The organism is uncultured Candidatus Kuenenia sp. (assembly GCF_900696675.1).
Taxonomy (GTDB): domain Bacteria; phylum Planctomycetota; class Brocadiia; order Brocadiales; family Brocadiaceae; genus Kuenenia; species Kuenenia stuttgartiensis_A.
In genome coordinates this window covers 49,173-67,430 of the sequence record NZ_CAADGZ010000004.1, presented here as the reverse complement: position 1 = coordinate 67,430, position 18,258 = coordinate 49,173, and the positions used below count along the sequence as shown (strand labels likewise).

Annotated in this window: 24 protein-coding genes; all 24 read right to left on the bottom strand. The window is 36.8% G+C overall.

Annotation, left to right across the window (positions count from 1 at the left end):
* Positions 1-454: 454 nt before the first annotated feature.
* The 24 genes from QZT26_RS01675 to rplN all read right to left on the bottom strand — a co-directional run bounded on the left by QZT26_RS01675 (position 455) and on the right by rplN (position 18,243).
* Positions 455-1,228 carry a DUF3786 domain-containing protein gene (locus QZT26_RS01675; protein WP_099325919.1) on the bottom strand — a complete coding sequence of 258 codons (774 nt, stop codon included), beginning with the start codon at positions 1,226-1,228 and terminating at the stop codon, positions 455-457.
* A 236-nt stretch (positions 1,229-1,464) separates the two neighbouring features.
* Positions 1,465-4,233, bottom strand: coding sequence for a pyruvate, phosphate dikinase (gene ppdK / locus QZT26_RS01670; RefSeq protein ID WP_099325918.1), 2,769 nt, complete (start codon positions 4,231-4,233; stop codon positions 1,465-1,467).
* A 1,451-nt stretch (positions 4,234-5,684) separates the two neighbouring features.
* Complete coding sequence (locus QZT26_RS01665; RefSeq protein WP_295100168.1) at positions 5,685-6,152, bottom strand: dual specificity protein phosphatase 23; 468 nt, start codon at positions 6,150-6,152, stop codon at positions 5,685-5,687.
* A gap of 34 nt (positions 6,153-6,186) precedes the next feature.
* Complete coding sequence (locus tag QZT26_RS01660; protein ID WP_295100173.1) at positions 6,187-6,759, bottom strand: Maf family protein; 573 nt, start codon at positions 6,757-6,759, stop codon at positions 6,187-6,189.
* A gap of 23 nt (positions 6,760-6,782) precedes the next feature.
* A complete protein-coding gene (gene rplQ, locus QZT26_RS01655; RefSeq protein WP_295100166.1) occupies positions 6,783-7,358 on the bottom strand; it encodes a 50S ribosomal protein L17 in 576 nt (191 codons plus the stop codon).
* A 4-nt stretch (positions 7,359-7,362) separates the two neighbouring features.
* Positions 7,363-8,379, bottom strand: a complete 1,017-nt coding sequence (locus QZT26_RS01650; RefSeq protein WP_099325914.1) for a DNA-directed RNA polymerase subunit alpha — start codon at positions 8,377-8,379, stop codon at positions 7,363-7,365.
* A gap of 146 nt (positions 8,380-8,525) precedes the next feature.
* Positions 8,526-9,152, bottom strand: a complete 627-nt coding sequence (gene rpsD / locus QZT26_RS01645; RefSeq protein ID WP_099327074.1) for a 30S ribosomal protein S4 — start codon at positions 9,150-9,152, stop codon at positions 8,526-8,528.
* A gap of 34 nt (positions 9,153-9,186) precedes the next feature.
* Positions 9,187-9,564, bottom strand: a complete 378-nt coding sequence (rpsK, locus tag QZT26_RS01640) for a 30S ribosomal protein S11 (protein WP_099325913.1) — start codon at positions 9,562-9,564, stop codon at positions 9,187-9,189.
* Positions 9,565-9,853: 289 nt separating this feature from the next.
* A complete protein-coding gene (locus tag QZT26_RS01635; protein ID WP_295100165.1) occupies positions 9,854-10,690 on the bottom strand; it encodes an SAM-dependent methyltransferase in 837 nt (278 codons plus the stop codon).
* A 64-nt stretch (positions 10,691-10,754) separates the two neighbouring features.
* A complete protein-coding gene (gene rpsM, locus QZT26_RS01630) occupies positions 10,755-11,138 on the bottom strand; it encodes a 30S ribosomal protein S13 (RefSeq protein ID WP_099325911.1) in 384 nt (127 codons plus the stop codon).
* A 30-nt stretch (positions 11,139-11,168) separates the two neighbouring features.
* Positions 11,169-11,282 (bottom strand): 50S ribosomal protein L36, encoded by a 114-nt coding sequence (gene rpmJ / locus QZT26_RS01625; RefSeq protein WP_099325910.1) that lies wholly within the window; start codon positions 11,280-11,282, stop codon positions 11,169-11,171.
* A 41-nt stretch (positions 11,283-11,323) separates the two neighbouring features.
* Positions 11,324-11,542, bottom strand: a complete 219-nt coding sequence (gene infA, locus QZT26_RS01620) for a translation initiation factor IF-1 (protein ID WP_099325909.1) — start codon at positions 11,540-11,542, stop codon at positions 11,324-11,326.
* A 21-nt stretch (positions 11,543-11,563) separates the two neighbouring features.
* A complete protein-coding gene (gene map, locus QZT26_RS01615; RefSeq protein ID WP_230405749.1) occupies positions 11,564-12,355 on the bottom strand; it encodes a type I methionyl aminopeptidase in 792 nt (263 codons plus the stop codon).
* A complete protein-coding gene (locus QZT26_RS01610; protein ID WP_099325908.1) occupies positions 12,322-12,999 on the bottom strand; it encodes an adenylate kinase in 678 nt (225 codons plus the stop codon). Before QZT26_RS01610 ends, map begins: the two co-directional genes overlap by 34 nt.
* Entirely contained in the window at positions 12,996-14,378 is a 1,383-nt protein-coding gene (gene secY / locus QZT26_RS01605; protein WP_099325907.1) for a preprotein translocase subunit SecY, read from the bottom strand. The genes QZT26_RS01610 and secY overlap by 4 nt, the downstream gene beginning before the upstream one ends.
* On the bottom strand, positions 14,375-14,818 hold the full coding sequence (gene rplO / locus QZT26_RS01600) for a 50S ribosomal protein L15 (RefSeq protein WP_164994645.1): 444 nt from the start codon (positions 14,816-14,818) through the stop codon (positions 14,375-14,377). The genes secY and rplO overlap by 4 nt, the downstream gene beginning before the upstream one ends.
* A complete protein-coding gene (rpsE, locus tag QZT26_RS01595; protein WP_197705422.1) occupies positions 14,815-15,306 on the bottom strand; it encodes a 30S ribosomal protein S5 in 492 nt (163 codons plus the stop codon). The genes rplO and rpsE overlap by 4 nt, the downstream gene beginning before the upstream one ends.
* Before the next feature lie 24 nt (positions 15,307-15,330).
* Positions 15,331-15,699, bottom strand: coding sequence for a 50S ribosomal protein L18 (gene rplR, locus QZT26_RS01590; RefSeq protein WP_164994644.1), 369 nt, complete (start codon positions 15,697-15,699; stop codon positions 15,331-15,333).
* A 23-nt stretch (positions 15,700-15,722) separates the two neighbouring features.
* Positions 15,723-16,283, bottom strand: coding sequence for a 50S ribosomal protein L6 (gene rplF / locus QZT26_RS01585; RefSeq protein ID WP_164994643.1), 561 nt, complete (start codon positions 16,281-16,283; stop codon positions 15,723-15,725).
* 26 nt (positions 16,284-16,309) lie between these two features.
* Complete coding sequence (gene rpsH, locus QZT26_RS01580; RefSeq protein ID WP_295100161.1) at positions 16,310-16,702, bottom strand: 30S ribosomal protein S8; 393 nt, start codon at positions 16,700-16,702, stop codon at positions 16,310-16,312.
* A gap of 39 nt (positions 16,703-16,741) precedes the next feature.
* Positions 16,742-16,927 (bottom strand): type Z 30S ribosomal protein S14, encoded by a 186-nt coding sequence (locus QZT26_RS01575; RefSeq protein WP_099325901.1) that lies wholly within the window; start codon positions 16,925-16,927, stop codon positions 16,742-16,744.
* Between the two features lie 10 nt (positions 16,928-16,937).
* Positions 16,938-17,480 (bottom strand): 50S ribosomal protein L5, encoded by a 543-nt coding sequence (rplE, locus tag QZT26_RS01570; protein WP_099327072.1) that lies wholly within the window; start codon positions 17,478-17,480, stop codon positions 16,938-16,940.
* 16 nt (positions 17,481-17,496) lie between these two features.
* Positions 17,497-17,832, bottom strand: coding sequence for a 50S ribosomal protein L24 (gene rplX / locus QZT26_RS01565; RefSeq protein ID WP_099325900.1), 336 nt, complete (start codon positions 17,830-17,832; stop codon positions 17,497-17,499).
* A gap of 42 nt (positions 17,833-17,874) precedes the next feature.
* Entirely contained in the window at positions 17,875-18,243 is a 369-nt protein-coding gene (gene rplN, locus QZT26_RS01560; protein WP_099325899.1) for a 50S ribosomal protein L14, read from the bottom strand.
* Positions 18,244-18,258 lie beyond the last annotated feature (15 nt).

Below are 18,258 nucleotides of genomic sequence, written 5' to 3'. Positions count from 1 at the left end.
AACAATCACATGAATTATTAGAGGCATTACAGATAAAGTTGCCAGAAGTATTGCCAAGCCGGAACATACGGGTAGTCACTAGAAAAAAGCTTGCTGTTCGGCGTAAAAGCCAATAAATATAAGGCTCTTACGGCACTTTTGTTTTTTGACTTGGGGTGAACATCCGCTTCAAACAGATTCACTAAGGCGCGACCAAAAATAACATTCATGTTGGCTTTTCAACCAACTGGCTTTTACAAGCTTCGCCTGGCGCACTAACACTTTAGTTTTTTGAAAAACTCCAATAATATCGGTGTTTTGCCGCATAGTGTCGAGGCGAAGCATTTGCCTGTTTGAGTATGCGCACATTTATGGCAATTTATAGAAAATGCTTTGCCCCGACTTTTAAAAAAAACGAACCTGTTACAAGAGGGTATTTTACCTTTTTCTTCTTGTAGGGAAAAAAGTTGTCTTGTTAGTGAACAAAAATTTCCACAAATCTTTCAACGAGATACGCCAGATATTCTATATCGATATAATCTTCTGCACTACTATCAAGAAACAATTTACAACTAGCCGAAAATTCATCGTCTGCTTCCCAAAAACACATATACAAGGGTATCCTTGGCAACAAACCAAATTGATAAATATAATCGGCCCTCATTTGCCCTTGTGCAGCAACTCCACCCAATTCTTTACATCGAATTATCAATCCTTGTTTATTATCATTGAATTTTGTGGCAATCTTCTCTTCGGCGTTCCGCTGAAAGGCTTTAACGTGTGAAGCGGTATTTGTAAAATATCCCAATGTGACCCATTCAGCGGTTAAAGATCTGCGGCCCTGCCTGCGCACATAATCGTAAATGATAATTTTGGACCACGAATCAATACAATATGTATCATTTTCATATAAACCTTTTCTGCGAATCTCATATGGCTTATTTATCATTTTAAGCGTTATTCTCTCTTCGCCATCCTTAATCTCATACCCGCCGCCAATTGCAGCGCTTGCATCCTTAAAATTCACACATTTCGCCACAGCTTCTAATTCATAACTTACACGACTGTAATTATCGTCCATGGTAGCTACGGGTTTATTTAATGCCAGTTTGCTGTCTTTGTTTGCAACATATGGACAATCTTGTATTCTACGTTGAGAGTTTATTACTTTAAGTGCAAACGCGGTACAAGTTGCATCTCCACATTCACCACAATTTGTCTTTGGCAATTTTTTATATATTTCAATCATACTGTTATATTCAATATATACATAAAGAACCGGATTTCATGCATTAACAGGTATTTTTTCCATCATAACACAAAAGGCATCCTTCTAAAATGAGGATGCCTTCTGTGTCACGATTATTCTAAAAATGCTTATGCATTTGACTCCTAATAGTGCCCTTAAGAAGGGTATTTTTGTATTCTCTGACTCGTTTAGTTAGGAGTTAAATGCATAAGCATATTCCAAATTAATCTTTCTGATTAAATTGTCGCACGCGATACAGGTTGCTCAAGTGCTGCATGTGCAGCGGCAAGACGGGCTATTGGCACCCTGAAAGGAGAGCAACTTACGTAATCCATACCTATCCCATGGCAAAAGGAAACTGTTTGAGGATTTCCCCCGTGTTCACCGCAAATTCCAATTTTTAATTCTTTTCTCGTGCTTCTCCCTCCATTAATACCTATTTGAATCAACTTCCCAACGCCCTCCTGATCCAAAACCTGAAAAGGGTCCTTCTCTAATATTTCATTATCAATATACTCCGGAACGAAAGATCCAACATCATCACGGCTAAAACCAAATGTCATCTGCGTTAAGTCATTCGTCCCAAAGGAAAAGAACTCAGCATGTCTGGCAATATTATCTGCTATTAAAGCTGCCCGTGGTAATTCGATCATTGTTCCTATAAGGTAATTTACCTTTACGCCTTTTTTCTCCATTATTTCTTTTGCATTTTTTTGAATCAACTCTTTTAAGATAATTAATTCTTTTTCAGTACTAATAAGGGGCAACATTATTTCCGGATAAATGATGATACCCTTTTTTTTCATGTTACATGCAGCCTCGATAATTGCCTGTACCTGCATCTCATATATTTCGGGATAGGTAATACCAAGCCTGCATCCTCTATGGCCAAGCATAGGATTTAGTTCGTGAAGCGCCGAAACTTTTTCCTGTATTTCCTGAAAACTAATTTTCATCCGCTTTGCTATTTCTCTTTGATTATTTTCCTCTTGAGGCAAAAATTCATGAAGGGGAGGGTCCAGAAGACGGATAGTCACAGGAAGCCCATCCATCTCTTTAAAAATCTGTTCAAAGTCTCTGCGTTGCATAGGAAGCAATTTCTTCAATGCAGACATATATGCCGTCATGGGATATTTAATTTCATTCTGCGCCCTTGCTAAATCTTTTTTGAGAACATTTATCTTGTTGTTTTGTGCATTACTTATTTCTTTTTGTATATAAGCAATTTTGGTTTTCAAATTTTTCACATCCGGGGCGGAAAGAATCATTTGCCGAACGAAATCGATTCTATTCTCGCCAAAAAACATGTGTTCTGTTCTGCAGAGTCCGATGCCTTCAGCGCCAAACTCGCGAGCTTTCCGTGCATCTATCTTAGTGTCTGCGTTAGTTCTCACTTTCAACTTTCTTATCTCATCCGCCCAAGTCATGAGTGTGGCAAAATCATCGCTAAGTTTGGGTACAAGAGTTGCCACATTCCCCATCATTACCTCACCGCTACTGCCATCTAATGAAATGAACGTTCCCTCCCTTATCACCTTGCCATCTACCTTAAAAAGCTGCTTTTTATAATCCACATGTATAGCACTACAACCAGCGATACAACATTTACCCATTCCTCGCGCAACCACAGCAGCGTGGGAAGTCATACCGCCGCTGGTAGTAAGGATTCCTTGAGAAACATGCATTCCGCCAATATCTTCCGGAGAAGTTTCTTTCCTGACTAAAATTACCTGTTCGTTTTTCTCGGCTAATCTTTCTGCTTGTTCAGCGCTAAAAACGACCCTGCCGGTAGCCGCTCCGGGAGAAGCTGGCAGACCTTCTGCTATTACTTCTCTTTTTGCCTTAGGATCAAAAGTCGGGTGCAATAACTGATCCAGTTGATTAGGGTCTATTCTGGAAATAGCCGTCTTCTTATCTATTAATTTTTCCTTTACCATATCAACTGCAATTTTTATTGCTGCCGGAGCAGTTCTTTTTCCATTTCTTGTTTGCAGCATGAACAAGCGATTCTCTTGAATAGTAAATTCGATATCTTGAACATCTTTAAAATGCTTCTCTAATATGTTCTTATATTTAAAAAGCTGTTTATAGACCGCTGGCATTTCTTTTTCAAGATTTGCAATCGGCTCTGGCGTACGAATACCCGCAACAACATCTTCTCCCTGTGCATTAATAAGAAATTCCCCGTAAAATTTGTTTTCTCCTGTTGAGGGATTTCTGGTAAAACAGACCCCCGTGGCAGAATGATCTCCCATATTTCCAAATACCATCGCCTGAACATTTACTGCCGTACCAATAAGCCCCTTAATTTCGTAAAGCTGTCTGTATTTTATTGCGCGAGGATTGTTCCATGATGCAAAAACGGCTTGAATCGCTCTATGAAGTTGTTCTGCAGGATTATTCGGAAATGGTTCACGCGCATTTTTTTTATAAATTTCCTTATACTCTTCTACAATATTTTTCAATTGTTCTGTTGTCAAATCTGTATCATTTTTGACCCGTGATTTTTTCTTATATTTGTCCAGGATTTCTTCGAAATAATGTCGTTCAATCCCCATAACTACATCACCAAACATTGAAATAAACCTGCGGTATGCGTCCCACGTAAAACGCTCATTTCCCGTTTTTTTTATCAACCCCATTACCGTTTCTGGATTTAAACCAAGATTCAATACCGTATCCATCATTCCCGGCATAGATGCCGCAGCGCCACTTCGAACGGAAACCAACAGAGGATTATTTGAATCGCCTAACTTTGCTCCCATCAATTTTTCCAGCATGGAAAGATTTTGCGCTATCTCTTTGTCAAGTCCCTTGGGATACTGTTGCTTATTCTTATAATATGCATCACAAACCTCCGTTGTGATAGTAAAACCAGGGGGAACAGGGATGCCAATATTAGTCATTTCCGCTAAATTTGCCCCTTTACCACCAAGCAGATGCTTCATATCCGCTTTCCCATCAGCCTTACCCTCTCCAAAGAAATAGACATACTTGGGCGCCATTCAGAATGCTCCTTTCAACGAATATATTCTTAACACAAAAAGAAATTCAACTTTTTTAACAAATTATACCACCAAAAATCAGACAAAATATACAATCTTATTCTTATTTTGATAACAAACTATCAACCTTTTTTGCAAATTTTCTTTAATAGCATAATCACAAGAGCATCATCTTTGTGAAAAAAATTATACCAATAAATCTAACTAACTAAAGCAATAATATTATTTTCTAAGAAAAGAACCAAACGCTGGGATGACTTATTTTCAGCAACGAAATGTTGTTCTTAAGCGTTTTCCTTTAAACAATGAAAGTGCTTTTATAATCCCGAACGCTTAAAAATATTTTGGACGGTATAAACTTTAATCAAATTCTATCAAAATCAAGTAATTAATATAGCCAAACAAATATGATTTTAGAGATTTGGCGATAAAATGGCTTTCTAAAAAACAGATTTATTTGACTAGGCATATTATCAAACACACCCCTAAATCCCCTCTTGATAGAGGGGACTTCTTCTCTCCCCTCTAAAAAGAGGGGCCGGGGGTGTGTAAATTTTTCGAAAACCTTATTTGTTTGACTATATAAATATTTTGTAACTATTCAGCGTAATTTATTAAACTACCGGAGATCAAAACATAGGGATATATTTCATTTAAAAACAACCGCATAAAACAAATATAAACTACATAAATCATAAAACTATTTCTTCTATAAAAAGTGTAGCCATTATATTTTAGTATTTAAAAGACACAAATTTTCGTGAATACTATCATAAACAAATTTAACTGGCAAGAAAATTTCAAGGTAGAAAAATAATCCTTTAGTTGCAATAACTTACTTTGCATAAACAAGTTATCGAAAAACAAACCTAAAAACATTCTGCAAATGAATGCAGTGATTTTAATTGGATTTTACAACATTGATATCTGCAATGTATTGTGCGCTTAAAATACTAATATTTTTTCTGAGAGATTTAATAAAATAGCCTCTCCATAACAATTCCCCACAAAATCTGTAAAACAGAGCCGTCCATTTAAAAGCTTTTTGCATATCTGTCTTTGTTAGTTTACCCAACTTTTAACCATTTTCTGAAAAATGGTTATCGTAATTCCAAGCCATTGTAAGGTTGAAATCTTGCATATTCTCCAAAAACAAAAAAATCAATGGAGTCATATATTTTCTTTTTTACGAAAGATTTTCTGTTTATAAGGTAGAAATTAAACTGCACTGCTGTACGTGCAAAAAAATTGCGCTGCTTACTTGATTTGTATTAAAGGAACAGCAGGAAAACCTAAGGAGAATTGAATGATTGCGGATAAGGAAATTGTTACAAGTATACTTTTTACAGTAAAAAAAGTAATCGACCTAGAATTAGACAAAACTTAATTTTTAATATCACTTCAATAAAATACAAGATATTTCTTGCTCGCTTAACATGCGATACTGCATGCTATTTCTTAATCTTTTTAGAAAGTCTTTTCTCGTATTTTGATACAGTTTCTTCCTGTGCAGCAGTCTCAATAGAACCCGGTCTCTTTTTGCGAACTTCTACAATAGCATCTATTGCGCTAAATCCTTTATTTACAAGGTAACATGCCAGCATAGTACCAGTCCTCCCAATTCCTGCATCACAATGTACAACCACTTTTTTACTAGAAGACACAGCTTCATTTACAAAAAAAATAAATTCTTCAATCTGTTCTTGTGTAGGTGGGGTAAGGTCTGCAATGGGGATATGCTTGTTGGCAAAACCAAATTCCTCTAATAATATTTTATGAAGTGGCCACTCTGACAAAGTAACTATAACATCAATACCATTTTCCCGAAGAAATTCAAAATCAGATACTACAGATATGGGTCTAGCCATACCAGCAATTTCACCTTTTAATAGCCAACTAAAATTTCTAGGAATATTCATTATTTACAAAATCATTAAGCATTTTATACAATAACTATAGCGGTAAACCAACAACATTTGAATAACTTCCATCTATTCTATCAATAAACCTTCTACCCGCTCCCTGGACAGCATAAGCACCGGCTTTTCCCATTGGCTCTCCTGATTGCACGTAACTTTCAAGTTCATATACCGAAACATTCTTCATTTTTATCTTGGTCAGTGCAACACCTACATATTCATTTTCAGACGGCAGTTCTTTAATACAGAGTCCGGAAAATACCTCATGAACCGAATTATTTAATAAAAAAAGCATTCTTCGCGCATCATCTTCATCTTTTGGTTTGCCATAAACCTCATTGTTATGCAAAACAACCGTATCTGCTCCAATGATAAACACATCTTTCAACCCTTTAGCGACACTACCTGCCTTTAACGATGCAAGATATTGAACAAGTACGTCCGGTGGTAATCGTTTGTTATAAAGGCTTTCTTCGACTCCGTGAGGTACCACGTCAAAGGATAACCCCATCAATTTTAACAATTTGATCCTTTGCGGTGAATTTGAAGCAAGGACAAAACGCTTCCTGGAAAAAATCACTCCTGGTATTGAACTTTCTACCCACATAAACAAAGGCATATCAGAAAAAATCAGAGGTTTTTAAGCGAAGAGGTGGCAACTTTGGGTTTAATCTCTTCTGAGTTGTTTACATCTGTTTCAGTTTCTACCAACTCAAAAATAGCAAGGGATGCATTATCATTAAGCCTTCTTCCCAACAACCTTAATTTTCTACGTATTCCACCCATAGAATATTCAAGCTCTGGTATCTTACCAACACTGCTCCCAGAAAGAACTCCTAAGCGTGTACCTGACAATTTCAATATACGTGTATACCCACCATTCCTGTTTGTAAATCTTTTTGCAATACCCTCACTCTCGCGCCAATCTCCTTCTCCAAAAATCTTTTTTACAATATCGACATTTTTCAATCTAGAAAGAACCTGTCGATAACAGTGTACATAGCCTGGCCTGTCGCTCTCTTTTTTGTCCAATCCTTTTTTAGCTATGGTGATTATCTTTTCAACAAAAGATCTTGTCTCCTTTGCTTTTTCAACAGTTGTAACTATTCTTCCGTGAATAAAAAGGCTATTTGCGATATTCTGCCTCAATGCCTTTCTGTGAGCGGAAGTTCTAGATAAATGCCTGCCTCTCTTTCCATGTCTCATTGTATCAACCTTTTCCCTTTTCCATTCGTTTTATTTCCAATGGCATCCCAATAGCTAAATTTAACTGACTTAGTTTTTTCTTTAATTCCTTCATTGTGGTTTTTCCGAAATTCTTTATCTGTAAAAGATCGTCCTCTGTTTTAACAACAAGATCACCTACCGTTACGATATTAACAGTCTCTAAACAATTAGAAGCTCGCACCGATAAATCTAATTCCGCAATCGGCATGCTCAAAGTCCTATTAAATTCTTCAGAAGACATGTCAGATATGCACTCAGCACTCATATTTTTTTCGATTTGTTGTAATTCTCTGCCTATTTCGAAGTATTGTATAAACGGATTCAAATGCTTTCGAGTAATCATTGCGGCTTCAACCAAAGCCATCTCGGGAGTAACAGTACCATTCGTCCAAATCTCTAAAATAAGTCTGTCATAATTTGTTCGTCTTCCAACACGTGTCTCCTCAGTGACATACCGTACATTTCTGACAGGAGAAAAAAAAGAATCTACAGATATCAAACCAATCTCTTGATCCTCAGCTTCATTTTCATCAGCAGTTACATACCCGCGACCTTTTCTCACTTCCATTTCAACATTAAAAGCCATATCCTCTGAAAGTGTTGCTATATGTAAATCATCATTAACAACTTCCACGTTTTCGTCAGTAATAATATCTTTGCCGGTAACTTTACCTTTTTTATTAGCCTCAATTTTTATAATCTTCGGCTGATCAGAATGCATTTTGACAATCAAATTTTTGATATTCAGGATTATATCAGCAACATCTTCTATTACACCTGGTACATTGGTAAATTCATGCGCCACCCCTTCAATTTTAACTGAAACAACAGCGCTACCTTCTAAAGAAGACAACAAAATTCTTCGTAGACTATTTCCTATTGTGTGACCAAAACCACGTTCGAAAGGGGCTGCTATGAACTTACCATACCTGTCGGTCAAAGTTTCATTTTCAACATCTACTCGTACTGGTAGTTCAAGACCTCTCCACCTTATTCGCATATTTTCCTCCCTAATCTATTTATAAGGGAATTTATAAAAATAAATTTGACGTAAGTAATTTTCTTACGAATGTTTGCGGGATTACAAATTCAATTGACGACTACAATGACAACTCTTATTATTGTGGAATGATCCGGCTAAAAAGATTATTTTGAGCAAAGTTCGATTATTAACTGTTCCTGCACGGAAACAGAAATATCATCTCTGTTTGGAAGTTGTGTCACCACACCTTCCAATGCACCCTGCCGAAATTCTAACCAAGAGGATATTTTTCTGGATTTTAAAGCTTCCGCGTTATCCTGAACAAGCTTCCGACTTCTTTCGCTATTTTTTGGCCTTATCACATCACCAACTTTTACTAAAAAAGAGGCGATATCAACTTTTTTATCATTGACCGTTACATTGCCATGTAAAATAAGCTGTCTGGCGCTTTTCCTTGAATGTGCAAATGTTAGTAAATGTACAACATTATCCAACCTTCGTTCCAACATTACTAATAGATTATCACCAGTATTCCCTTTTTGTTTTTCCGCTTTTCTAAAGTAATTCCGGAACTGTCTTTCTAAAACACCATAAAAACGTTTCACTTTTTGTTTTTCCCGGAACTGGATACCATACTTCGAAAGTTTTCCTCTTCCCCATGAAAATTGTCCAGGAGGATATTTTCGCTTTGTTATCGCACACTTAGCCGTTTCACAACGAAATCCTTTCAAAAACAGTTTTTCACCTTCTCTTCGACACAACCTACACTGCGGTCCTACATATCTCGCCATATCTTTCCTTTCCAGAACTACATTTGTATTTATTTTACACCCTGCGCTTTTTACGGGGTCTGCAACCATTATGTGGAAGAGGCGTAACATCTTCTATCGCTTTTACACTCAATCCTGCGGCTTGAAGGGCCGTGATAGCAGATTCTCTGCCAGGCCCAGGCCCCTTAACTCTTATTTCTATTTCTTGTATTCCATATTTCTGTGCTTTTTCAGCAGCACTTGTCGCTGCTTTTTGAGCTGCAAAAGGGGTGCTTTTCCGGGATCCTTTATAACCTGCGGTACCAGCACTTGCCCAGCAAATTGTCTCACCATTAACATCTGCTATTGTCACATAAGTATTATTAAATGTAGCTTTAATATTTGCGATAGCTCTTGTAACATTGCGCCTAATTTTTTTGCTAGTTTTAGACATATTTCACCTCATCAATCAAAATCATCCTGGTTATTGTGTTTAGTACACAAAAAACATAGTAACACTTTTTTTTAACTTTAATTACAGCTTATAATGTCATACAAACACTTTTATAAAACTATTATATTTTTTATGAGCTTATCAGTATACCGCAAAACGAACAGATTAACGATACTCAAGGAGTTCACAAAATAAGATTTTTCAAATGCTATAACCAGTTATAAAAATAAAAGTTATGAGTAAACATAGAAGTCCATGTTTGCAAACCCTTACAGTATATTACAATATATCACCCACATATTGCCTTATAACATTCACTTCGATTTGAACCTGTATCGGCAAAAAAACTTTGCAAGGCAAAGTCAGTATTAAACATCTCATCTAATTTCTGAAACTTATTCATATTGTATTTTTTATTTCTTTTTTTTCTTTTTGCTATGATCATCAGGTTTTTTGGCGTATATTTTGGGGATACGATCTCAACGAGCTTAACATTATAACCTGCTCCAGCTAAAAACTGTGCTCTTAATGCTTCGGTAAGGATACTTGCAAACCGATATCTCAATAAGCCAAAATCCGTTATATCCACCAACGGATGTCCTTCTTTAAGCCGATTTCTAATATTATTTTCACAACAGGGTACTACCAGAATATGCCTGGATTTTATTTTAATTGCTTTTGCAATAGTTTCATCCGTAGCGACATCACAAGCATGAAGTGCAATAACAAAATCGACAGATTTTTCTGGTAGAACATCAATTGTTTTAGCATTTATAAAACACATATTTTTAAATCCGAGAAGGCTATTGATCCTCTCGCATTTTTCTATTATTGCCGTATTCTTATCGACCGCATAGAAATATGTATTTAAAGCAAAGACATTTGAAAGTACATAATTCAAGACAAACGACAAATAAGATTTACCACAGGAACAGTCAAGAAATACAATTTCTTTTTTTTCTTTATAGAAGGTTTCGATTATTGTTATAACTTGTTCACAGAATCCTACGACTTCATTAAACTTCTTGTTTTCTCTGCTAATTGAAACATCTATATTCAATCCGAGAGCATTTAAAAAATTCACATTAGCTGTCATTAATGCTGCAATTATTTCTTTTTTTTCCATCTTAACCTTTTAAAATTCATAATTACATATCAAAAATTTATTAGATAGTTCAGAATACAAAAGGTTACCTCATTTCTTTAACTCCCTTTTTGCCCGCTACAGTTTTCTTTCGCCCCTTTCGAGTTCGAGCGTTTGTTTTTGTCCTTTGACCTCTCACCGGCAATCCAATTCGATGACGCATTCCACGGTAACAACTTATGCTTCTCAAACGTGAAATATTCTGTAATTCTTGTCTACGTAATTGACCTTCTACGTTATAATTTTTCCCGATATGAGCGCCTAAAATACTAAGCTGGTCTTCATGAAGATCCTTAGCGCGCACATTTTCATCTATGTTAAGTTCTCTTAATATTTTCTTAGATAGAGCACCCCCAATACCGTAAAAATATGTTAACGCAACAACTATTCTTTTATCTGCGGGAATATCTGTACCTGCAATTCTAGGCATTAATAGATTCCTTTCTAGAAATCACAAAAACTATCCTTGCCTCTGCTTGTGCCGAGGATTCAAACAAATTACACGAACTACATTTTTTCTTCTTATTATTTTACAGTTTTCGCAAATTCTCTTCACCGAAGTTCTAACTTTCATGGTGGCCTTCTCTAAATAATAATTAAAATATGCCGAATCTTTTAAACTTGCCTATAAATTATCCTACCTTTATCAAGATCATATGGAGACATCTCAACAGTCACTTTATCACCAGGCAATATTTTAATAAAGTGCATGCGCATTTTACCAGAAACATGCGCAAGTATCTTATGTCCATTTTGCAACTCTACCCTAAACATTGCATTGGGAAGAGATTCCTTTACAACTGCTTCCACACGAATCGGTTCTTCTTTTGCCATATTATATAAATAAAAAAATTTCTACAGCGTTAGAATTTCAGCCCCATTTTCCGTAACTACGACCGTATGTTCAAAATGGGCTGATAATTCTCCATCTTTTGTCACGACGACCCACCTATTATTCAACACCTTCGTACCTGGCTTTCCAACACAAATCATAGGCTCTATTGCAATAGTCACGCCAGGCATTAATATTTCATCATATTCTAAAAGCGACTTACTAACAAAATTAGGTACTTGTGGATCTTCATGCATGCTTCTACCAATGCCGTGACCAGTATAATCTCTTACAACTGAATAACCGTTTTCCTCAACAAACTCTTGTATTGTTCGCGAAATCAATGACAACTTTTCATGTGACTTGATCACACTTATGGCCAAATATAACGATTTTTCACACACATCTAAAAGTCTTTCAGCTTCCTCAGAAATAATCCCAACGGGTATTGTCAGTGCAGCATCTGCAACATATTTACGATAACGGACACCAACATCTATGCTTAAAATATCACCTTCGTCTAATCTTCTTTGGCTAGGTATACCATGAACAACTTCTTCATTTATTGAAGTGCATATGCTCTTAGGGAACCCTCTATAGCCTTTAAAAACAGGTACCGCATCTTTACTTATAATGAATTTCTCTATTTCTTCATTTAAATAATCTGTTGTTATACCTATTTTAGTGAGTTCTCTCGCCAGTCTTAGCGCTTCTGCCGTTATCTTTCCAGCACTTCGCATTATTTCTATTTCACGTGGAGATTTGCGCACTATCACCTTTGTTACCCGGCCATTGTCTTTTTTTGCTTCTTGCACTCTTGATTTATAATATCAGCGATAGTCTTTGAGATCACTTCTATTCTCAAGTCACTAATTATTTCCCTTAATATCTTATTTTTCTTATAATATTCAACTAGGTCTGCCGTTTGTTCACGATAAACTTTAAGTCTTTCTATAATTGTTTCTGGTTTATCATCGGCCCTTTGAAGTAATTTCCCGCCACACTTATCACAAATACCATTTTTTAGCGGTGGCACTAATTTTATGTGATAATTCGCACCGCACACACTACAAATCATCCTACCAGACAATCTATCAATAACCGTCTGCTCAGAGACAATAAAATAAAAAACAATGTCAAGACTATCTCCAAGTGTTTTTAACATTTCGTCAAGCACTTTTGCTTGAGAAAGTGTCCTTGGAAAACCATCCAAAACAAAACCATTTTCACAATCATGCTTTAAAATTCTATCTACAACAATTCCCACAACAACTTGATCTGGTACTAATATGCCTTTCTCTATATAAAAACGAGCCTTAGCACCTGTCTCAGTTCCGGCCTCAATAGCTTCGCGTAATAAATTCCCTGAAGAAATATGAGGAATATTCTCAATCTTACTAATTGTTTCCGCTTGAGTTCCTTTACCTGCACCTGGAGGACCTAAAAATACGATCCTCATCCCATCCTACCTCTAATTCGTGTACCACCGCTAAGAAAGCCACTATATTGCCTCATTATCATATGCGATTCGATTCTTTGCACCATATCCAATGCAACACCAACAATTATCAGTAATCCAGTGCCTCCATAAAATCCAGCAATAGCCCTGTTAAGTTCAAAGCCTCCAGCTACCAACTTCGGAAGAATAGCAATTAAAGATAAAAAGGCAGCACCTGCAAGTGTTATCTTGCCCATAATACTCTCAAGATATTCTGCAGTTCTATGCCCCGGTCTAATCCCGGGAATAAAGCTGCCATAATCTTTCATATTATTGGACATTTCTCTTGGGTTAAATTGGATAGCCGTCCAAAAATAACAAAAAAAAGTAATTAGTAAAATATACAACATAACGTATAAAACACCTTCTTGCAAAATACCCGATAAGCGCGAGGTTATCCAATAACCAACGCTCCCGGGTTCAAACCGTATCTGTATACCTTGCATGATTGCAGCAGGGAAAATCAACAATGATTGCGCAAATATTATTGGCATCACGCCAGCTTGATTCACTCTTAGCGGTAAGAAGTGTCTTTGTCCACCGTACACCCTCCTACCACGCGTATGCTTAGCTTGTTGTATAGGAATACGCCTTTGCCCTTGCGTTATATAGACAACACCACCTACAATGGCGAAAAACATACCCAACAATATTAAAAGTTTAACGATTCCAATCTGATGTTCTGCCGGAGCTACAGAAAATGTAAAGTTCTGTACTATTTGGTTAAAAGCCCAAGGCAGGCGCTCAATAATCCCAACCATAATAACTATCGATATACCACTACCGATCCCGTGCTCTTCTATCTGCTCCCCGATCCACATCAAGATCATAGTGCCAGTTGTTAGTAAAATTGCCGCCATTAACTGAAAACTAACGCCCTGTAAATATACTGGAATAACTGGAACTCCATTAAACTCGACAGTGTAAAGTGTTCTCGTCATCACAAAAGCTTGGAAAAGACACAAACCTACGGTTGCAATCCGTGTATATTGATTAATTTTCTTCCTGCCTACCTCACCCTCTTTCTGTAACCGTTCTAAATAAGGAACCACACCAACTAACAACTGAAAGATGATAGAGGCACTGATGTAAGGCATCACTCCTAGTCCAAAAATAGCACCGGAAGACATGGCACCGCCTGCAAACATGTCTACCATTCCTAATAATTGCCCAATTCCGGACTGTGAAAACTGATTAAAATACGACTTTAATACAGTGGTATCGATCCCGGGTATGGGTAAATAAACACCTACCCGACACAATGCTATTAAACCAAGTGTGATTAGAACTTTTTTACGTAACTCAGGTATGCGAAAAACATTTCCAAATTGTTCAATCATGGAATTATTTTAGCCTCTCCGCCTGCCGCTTTAATTTTTTCCATTGCGACTTTGCTAAATTTGTGCGCTTCAACTGTAATTGAATTTTTTAACTCGCCCTCACCCAACACCTTCACTCCTACACCTATTTTTTTAATTATCCCAGATTCCTTCAGTATAGCAATCGTTACTATATCACCACTGCCAAAATGTGCAATGTCCTTTAAATTTACAATGTTATATTCTTTTTTAAATATGTTGTTGAAACCACGTTTTGGTAATCGGCGGAAAAGAGGTGTTTGTCCACCCTCAAACAATTTTTTCATGCTGAAGCCAGATCTCGAAGAAGCTCCTTTTGCTCCGCGACCTGCAGTTTTTCCCCAACCGGACCCAATTCCTCGCCCTACCCTTTTCTTACGTTTCCTCTTTATTGGAACCGCATTTAAATCAAAAAGATTCATTCTATCCTTACTCCCCGTAGTTCTTCAACTTCTTCTTTTGTTTTTAGGGATCTCAAACCGTTTAATGTAGCCTTAACGACATTAAGTGGATTCCTTTTGCCATAACATTTAGTCAAGATATTTCTTACTCCCACATATTCCAGAACTGCTCTTGCAGGCGCACCAGCTTTAATACCTGTACCTGGTGAAGCGGGCTTCATGAATACTCTGGCAGCCTTGTAACGTCCCATTATCTCGTGTGGTATCGTGTCGCCCTTTAAATTTATTTTAAATAGCTGTTTTTTCGCTTCCTTGACGGCCTTATTTACCGCATTTGGTACCTCACGCGCTTTTCCAAAGCCGATACCAACACTCCCTGCCTTATTTCCAACAACAACAAGAGAACTAAAGCTCATCGACTTTCCACCCTTGGTTACAGTCGTACATCGGTTAATTTTTACAACTGTTTCTTCTAGATTAATCGGTTGTTCTGGTTGCGCCAACTGTATCTCCTTGTTCGACTTATCAAATAATTAAAAATTTAAACTATTCTTTCTGGCACTTTCCGCTAAAGCCTTAACCCTTCCATGATAAGCATATCCACCTTTATCGAAAACTACTTTTGTAATACCTTTCTTTATAGCTCGTTCTGCCAGTTTTTCACCAACGATCTCCGCCGCCTTTATGTTGCCACCATATACGATACTTGCTCTAACATCTGGCGTTAAAGTAGAAATTGCAACTAGTGTCTTGCCCTCATTATCATCAATAATCTGACAATAAATATTCTTCAGACTTCGATAAACGCTCAAACGTGGTCTTTCGCAACTGCCTATCACTTTCTTTCTGATTCTTTTATGTCGCCCTGCTCTTTTTCTTCTTTTTTCTTTAATTGGATCCATAATCTATACCCTTAACCAAAACATTACCCACCGGAAGACATAGCCTTACCAGCCTTTCTTCTTATTACTTCTCCGGCATACTTCACACCCATGCCCTTATAAGGTTCAGAAGGCTTTTTAGCTTTTATCATTGCAGAAAACTGACCTACCAATTGTTTGTCAGTACCAGAAATCGTCAATTTAGCGGGGTTTGTTGGATTTTTAACCTCAACTTTAATATCTTTCGGTATCTCCATATGTACAGGATGAGAAAAACCCAGCGATAAAACTAACGTATTGCCTTGTATTTTAGCATTATATCCTAATCCCACAATCTCAATATCTTTAGAAAACCCACGCATAATACCTATCATCATATTTGCGAGCAATGCCCTAGTTAAACCGTGCAATGCTTTAAATCGCTTTTCATCCGAGCTTCTCTTCACAATAATCTGTTGACTACCCAGTGCGTATTCAACATCAATGCTCGGATGAACGGTTAAATTTAAGGTACCCTTAGGCCCTTTTATCTCAATAGCTTTATTATTTATTGCAACTTTTACATCACTCGGAACCTTAACAGGTTGCTTCCCTATTCTTGACATCCTAACCCCTTAAATAAAAAAACCTATTAAGACACTGTACAAATAAGTTCACCGCCAATTTTTAACCTTCGACACTCCTTGTCGCACAATATCCCTTTCGACGTAGAATATATCGCAGACCCGAAACCTCCGCAAACCTTTTCTACATCTTTGGCACTTTTGTAAACCCTTCTGCTTGACTTACTCTCTCTTACGAGATTGTTAATAACCTTCTGCTTCAACGCTCCATATTTTAAATAAACCCTGATGATCCCTTGTTTATTATCAGGAATTTCTTTATATTCTTCAATATAACCCTCATTTTTCATAATCTTTAATATCTCCTGCTTAATTTTAGAAGCAGGAATATCAACGCAATCCCTACGAATCATATTAGCATTTCTTATTCGTGTAAGCATGTCTGAAATTGGATCTGTCATGCACATATTTTATCCCTTTTCAATAAATCAATTTTAATTTTACCAACTTGCTTTTTTAACACCAGGTATCTCACCTTTTAACGAGAGCATTCTAAAACAGATCCTGCATGTTTGAAATTTACGATAATAGGCTCGCCTTCTCCCGCATAATTTACACCTATTATATTTTCTAGTTTTGTATTTAGGATCCCTATTAGCTTTTTCTATTAAACACTTCCTTGCCATTTAAAACTCCTTATTCAGACCTAAAAGGCATTCCCAATGACTTTAGCAATTCATGAGAATATTCATCTGACTTGCCACTAATAACGAATGTAACATCCATGCCCTGTATAGTTGTAATTTTATCAATATTCACTTCAGGAAAAACTGTCTGTTCTGTGAGACCTAATGTGTAATTTCCTCTTCCATCAAAAGATTTCACAGATATTCCACGAAAATCTTTTATTCGTGGTAAAACGATGCTGATAAAACGATCAATAAATTCAAACATTCTTTTCCCACGTAGGGTAACTTTACAACCAATCGCCTGGCCTTCTCTTAATTTAAAACCAGCAACTGATTTTCTTGCGACAGTAACAGCCGGCTTTTGGCCACTTATTGTTGTCAGATGCCCTATAGCTTCTTCAAGAAAATTTTTATTGTCAATTGCCTTTCCAACACCCATATTGATTACAACTTTTTGTATTTTGGGTACTGAATATTTGTTTCTTAATGAAAACCTCTCTATTAAATGAGGAACGGTTTCTTCTTTATATTTTTTTAATAACCTTGCCATAATTAATCCTAAACTATCATTCATCCGATGATATTTCTACGTCACAATAAACACACGTACGCAATTTAGCGCCATTTTCCAAAACCTTCTTTTTTATTCGTACCCCTAATCCATTCCTTTTGCAACTTCTGTTCTGACAAACAGGCAAAACATTTGCAGCTGATATTGAAGTCTCTTTCTGAATCCTACCGCCTTGTGGATTTTTCTGGCTGGGCTTAACATGCTTATATATTACCTTTACCCCTTTTATTACCACACGATTTTTTTCTGGTAATATTTTCATTATTTTCCCAGTTTTTCCCGCCTCATTTCCAGCAACTACTGCCACTATATCATTCTTGCGAATATGCATATAACCACTGTTTTCCTTCTCTAAAACCTCATTCTCAACTAATTAAACTACTTCTGCAGCCAAGGAAATTATTTTCATAAAGTTTTTTTGCCTTAATTCTCTTGCCACTGCACCAAATATTCTAGTCCCTCTTGGGTTACCATCGTTGTCGATTATAACAATTGCGTTCTTATCAAATTTCAAATAGGACCCATCTTCCCGACGCACATTATTCCGTGTCCTAACAATAACGCCTTTGCAAACGTCGCCTTTTTTAACTACTCCACCATGAATAGATTTTTTTACAGCTACTACGATTACATCGCCTACCGTTGCATATTTTCGCCGAGAACCACCGAGAACTTTTATACATTTTGCCTTTTTCGCCCCGCTGTTGTCCGCGACGTCTAAACTAGTTTGTTCCATTATCATCTAAACACACCCCAG

Excerpts from the sequence above, each read along its gene's own strand:
- QZT26_RS01675 (WP_099325919.1), bottom strand. The coding sequence starts at position 1,228 with ATGATTGAAATATATAAAAAATTGCCAAAGACAAATTGTGGTGAATGT.
- ppdK (WP_099325918.1), bottom strand. The coding sequence starts at position 4,233 with ATGGCGCCCAAGTATGTCTATTTCTTTGGAGAGGGTAAGGCTGATGGG.
- QZT26_RS01665 (WP_295100168.1), bottom strand. The coding sequence starts at position 6,152 with ATGAATATTCCTAGAAATTTTAGTTGGCTATTAAAAGGTGAAATTGCT.
- QZT26_RS01660 (WP_295100173.1), bottom strand. The coding sequence starts at position 6,759 with ATGTGGGTAGAAAGTTCAATACCAGGAGTGATTTTTTCCAGGAAGCGT.
- rplQ (WP_295100166.1), bottom strand. The coding sequence starts at position 7,358 with ATGAGACATGGAAAGAGAGGCAGGCATTTATCTAGAACTTCCGCTCAC.
- QZT26_RS01650 (WP_099325914.1), bottom strand. The coding sequence starts at position 8,379 with ATGCGAATAAGGTGGAGAGGTCTTGAACTACCAGTACGAGTAGATGTT.
- rpsD (WP_099327074.1), bottom strand. The coding sequence starts at position 9,152 with ATGGCGAGATATGTAGGACCGCAGTGTAGGTTGTGTCGAAGAGAAGGT.
- rpsK (WP_099325913.1), bottom strand. The coding sequence starts at position 9,564 with ATGTCTAAAACTAGCAAAAAAATTAGGCGCAATGTTACAAGAGCTATC.
- QZT26_RS01635 (WP_295100165.1), bottom strand. The coding sequence starts at position 10,690 with ATGGAAAAAAAAGAAATAATTGCAGCATTAATGACAGCTAATGTGAAT.
- rpsM (WP_099325911.1), bottom strand. The coding sequence starts at position 11,138 with ATGCCTAGAATTGCAGGTACAGATATTCCCGCAGATAAAAGAATAGTT.
- rpmJ (WP_099325910.1), bottom strand. The coding sequence starts at position 11,282 with ATGAAAGTTAGAACTTCGGTGAAGAGAATTTGCGAAAACTGTAAAATA.
- infA (WP_099325909.1), bottom strand. The coding sequence starts at position 11,542 with ATGGCAAAAGAAGAACCGATTCGTGTGGAAGCAGTTGTAAAGGAATCT.
- QZT26_RS01610 (WP_099325908.1), bottom strand. The coding sequence starts at position 12,999 with ATGAGGATCGTATTTTTAGGTCCTCCAGGTGCAGGTAAAGGAACTCAA.
- secY (WP_099325907.1), bottom strand. The coding sequence starts at position 14,378 with ATGATTGAACAATTTGGAAATGTTTTTCGCATACCTGAGTTACGTAAA.
- rplO (WP_164994645.1), bottom strand. The coding sequence starts at position 14,818 with ATGAATCTTTTTGATTTAAATGCGGTTCCAATAAAGAGGAAACGTAAG.
- rplR (WP_164994644.1), bottom strand. The coding sequence starts at position 15,699 with ATGGATCCAATTAAAGAAAAAAGAAGAAAAAGAGCAGGGCGACATAAA.
- rplF (WP_164994643.1), bottom strand. The coding sequence starts at position 16,283 with ATGTCAAGAATAGGGAAGCAACCTGTTAAGGTTCCGAGTGATGTAAAA.
- rpsH (WP_295100161.1), bottom strand. The coding sequence starts at position 16,702 with ATGACAGATCCAATTTCAGACATGCTTACACGAATAAGAAATGCTAAT.
- QZT26_RS01575 (WP_099325901.1), bottom strand. The coding sequence starts at position 16,927 with ATGGCAAGGAAGTGTTTAATAGAAAAAGCTAATAGGGATCCTAAATAC.
- rplE (WP_099327072.1), bottom strand. The coding sequence starts at position 17,480 with ATGGCAAGGTTATTAAAAAAATATAAAGAAGAAACCGTTCCTCATTTA.
- rplX (WP_099325900.1), bottom strand. The coding sequence starts at position 17,832 with ATGCATATTCGCAAGAATGATATAGTGGCAGTAGTTGCTGGAAATGAG.
- rplN (WP_099325899.1), bottom strand. The coding sequence starts at position 18,243 with ATGATAATGGAACAAACTAGTTTAGACGTCGCGGACAACAGCGGGGCG.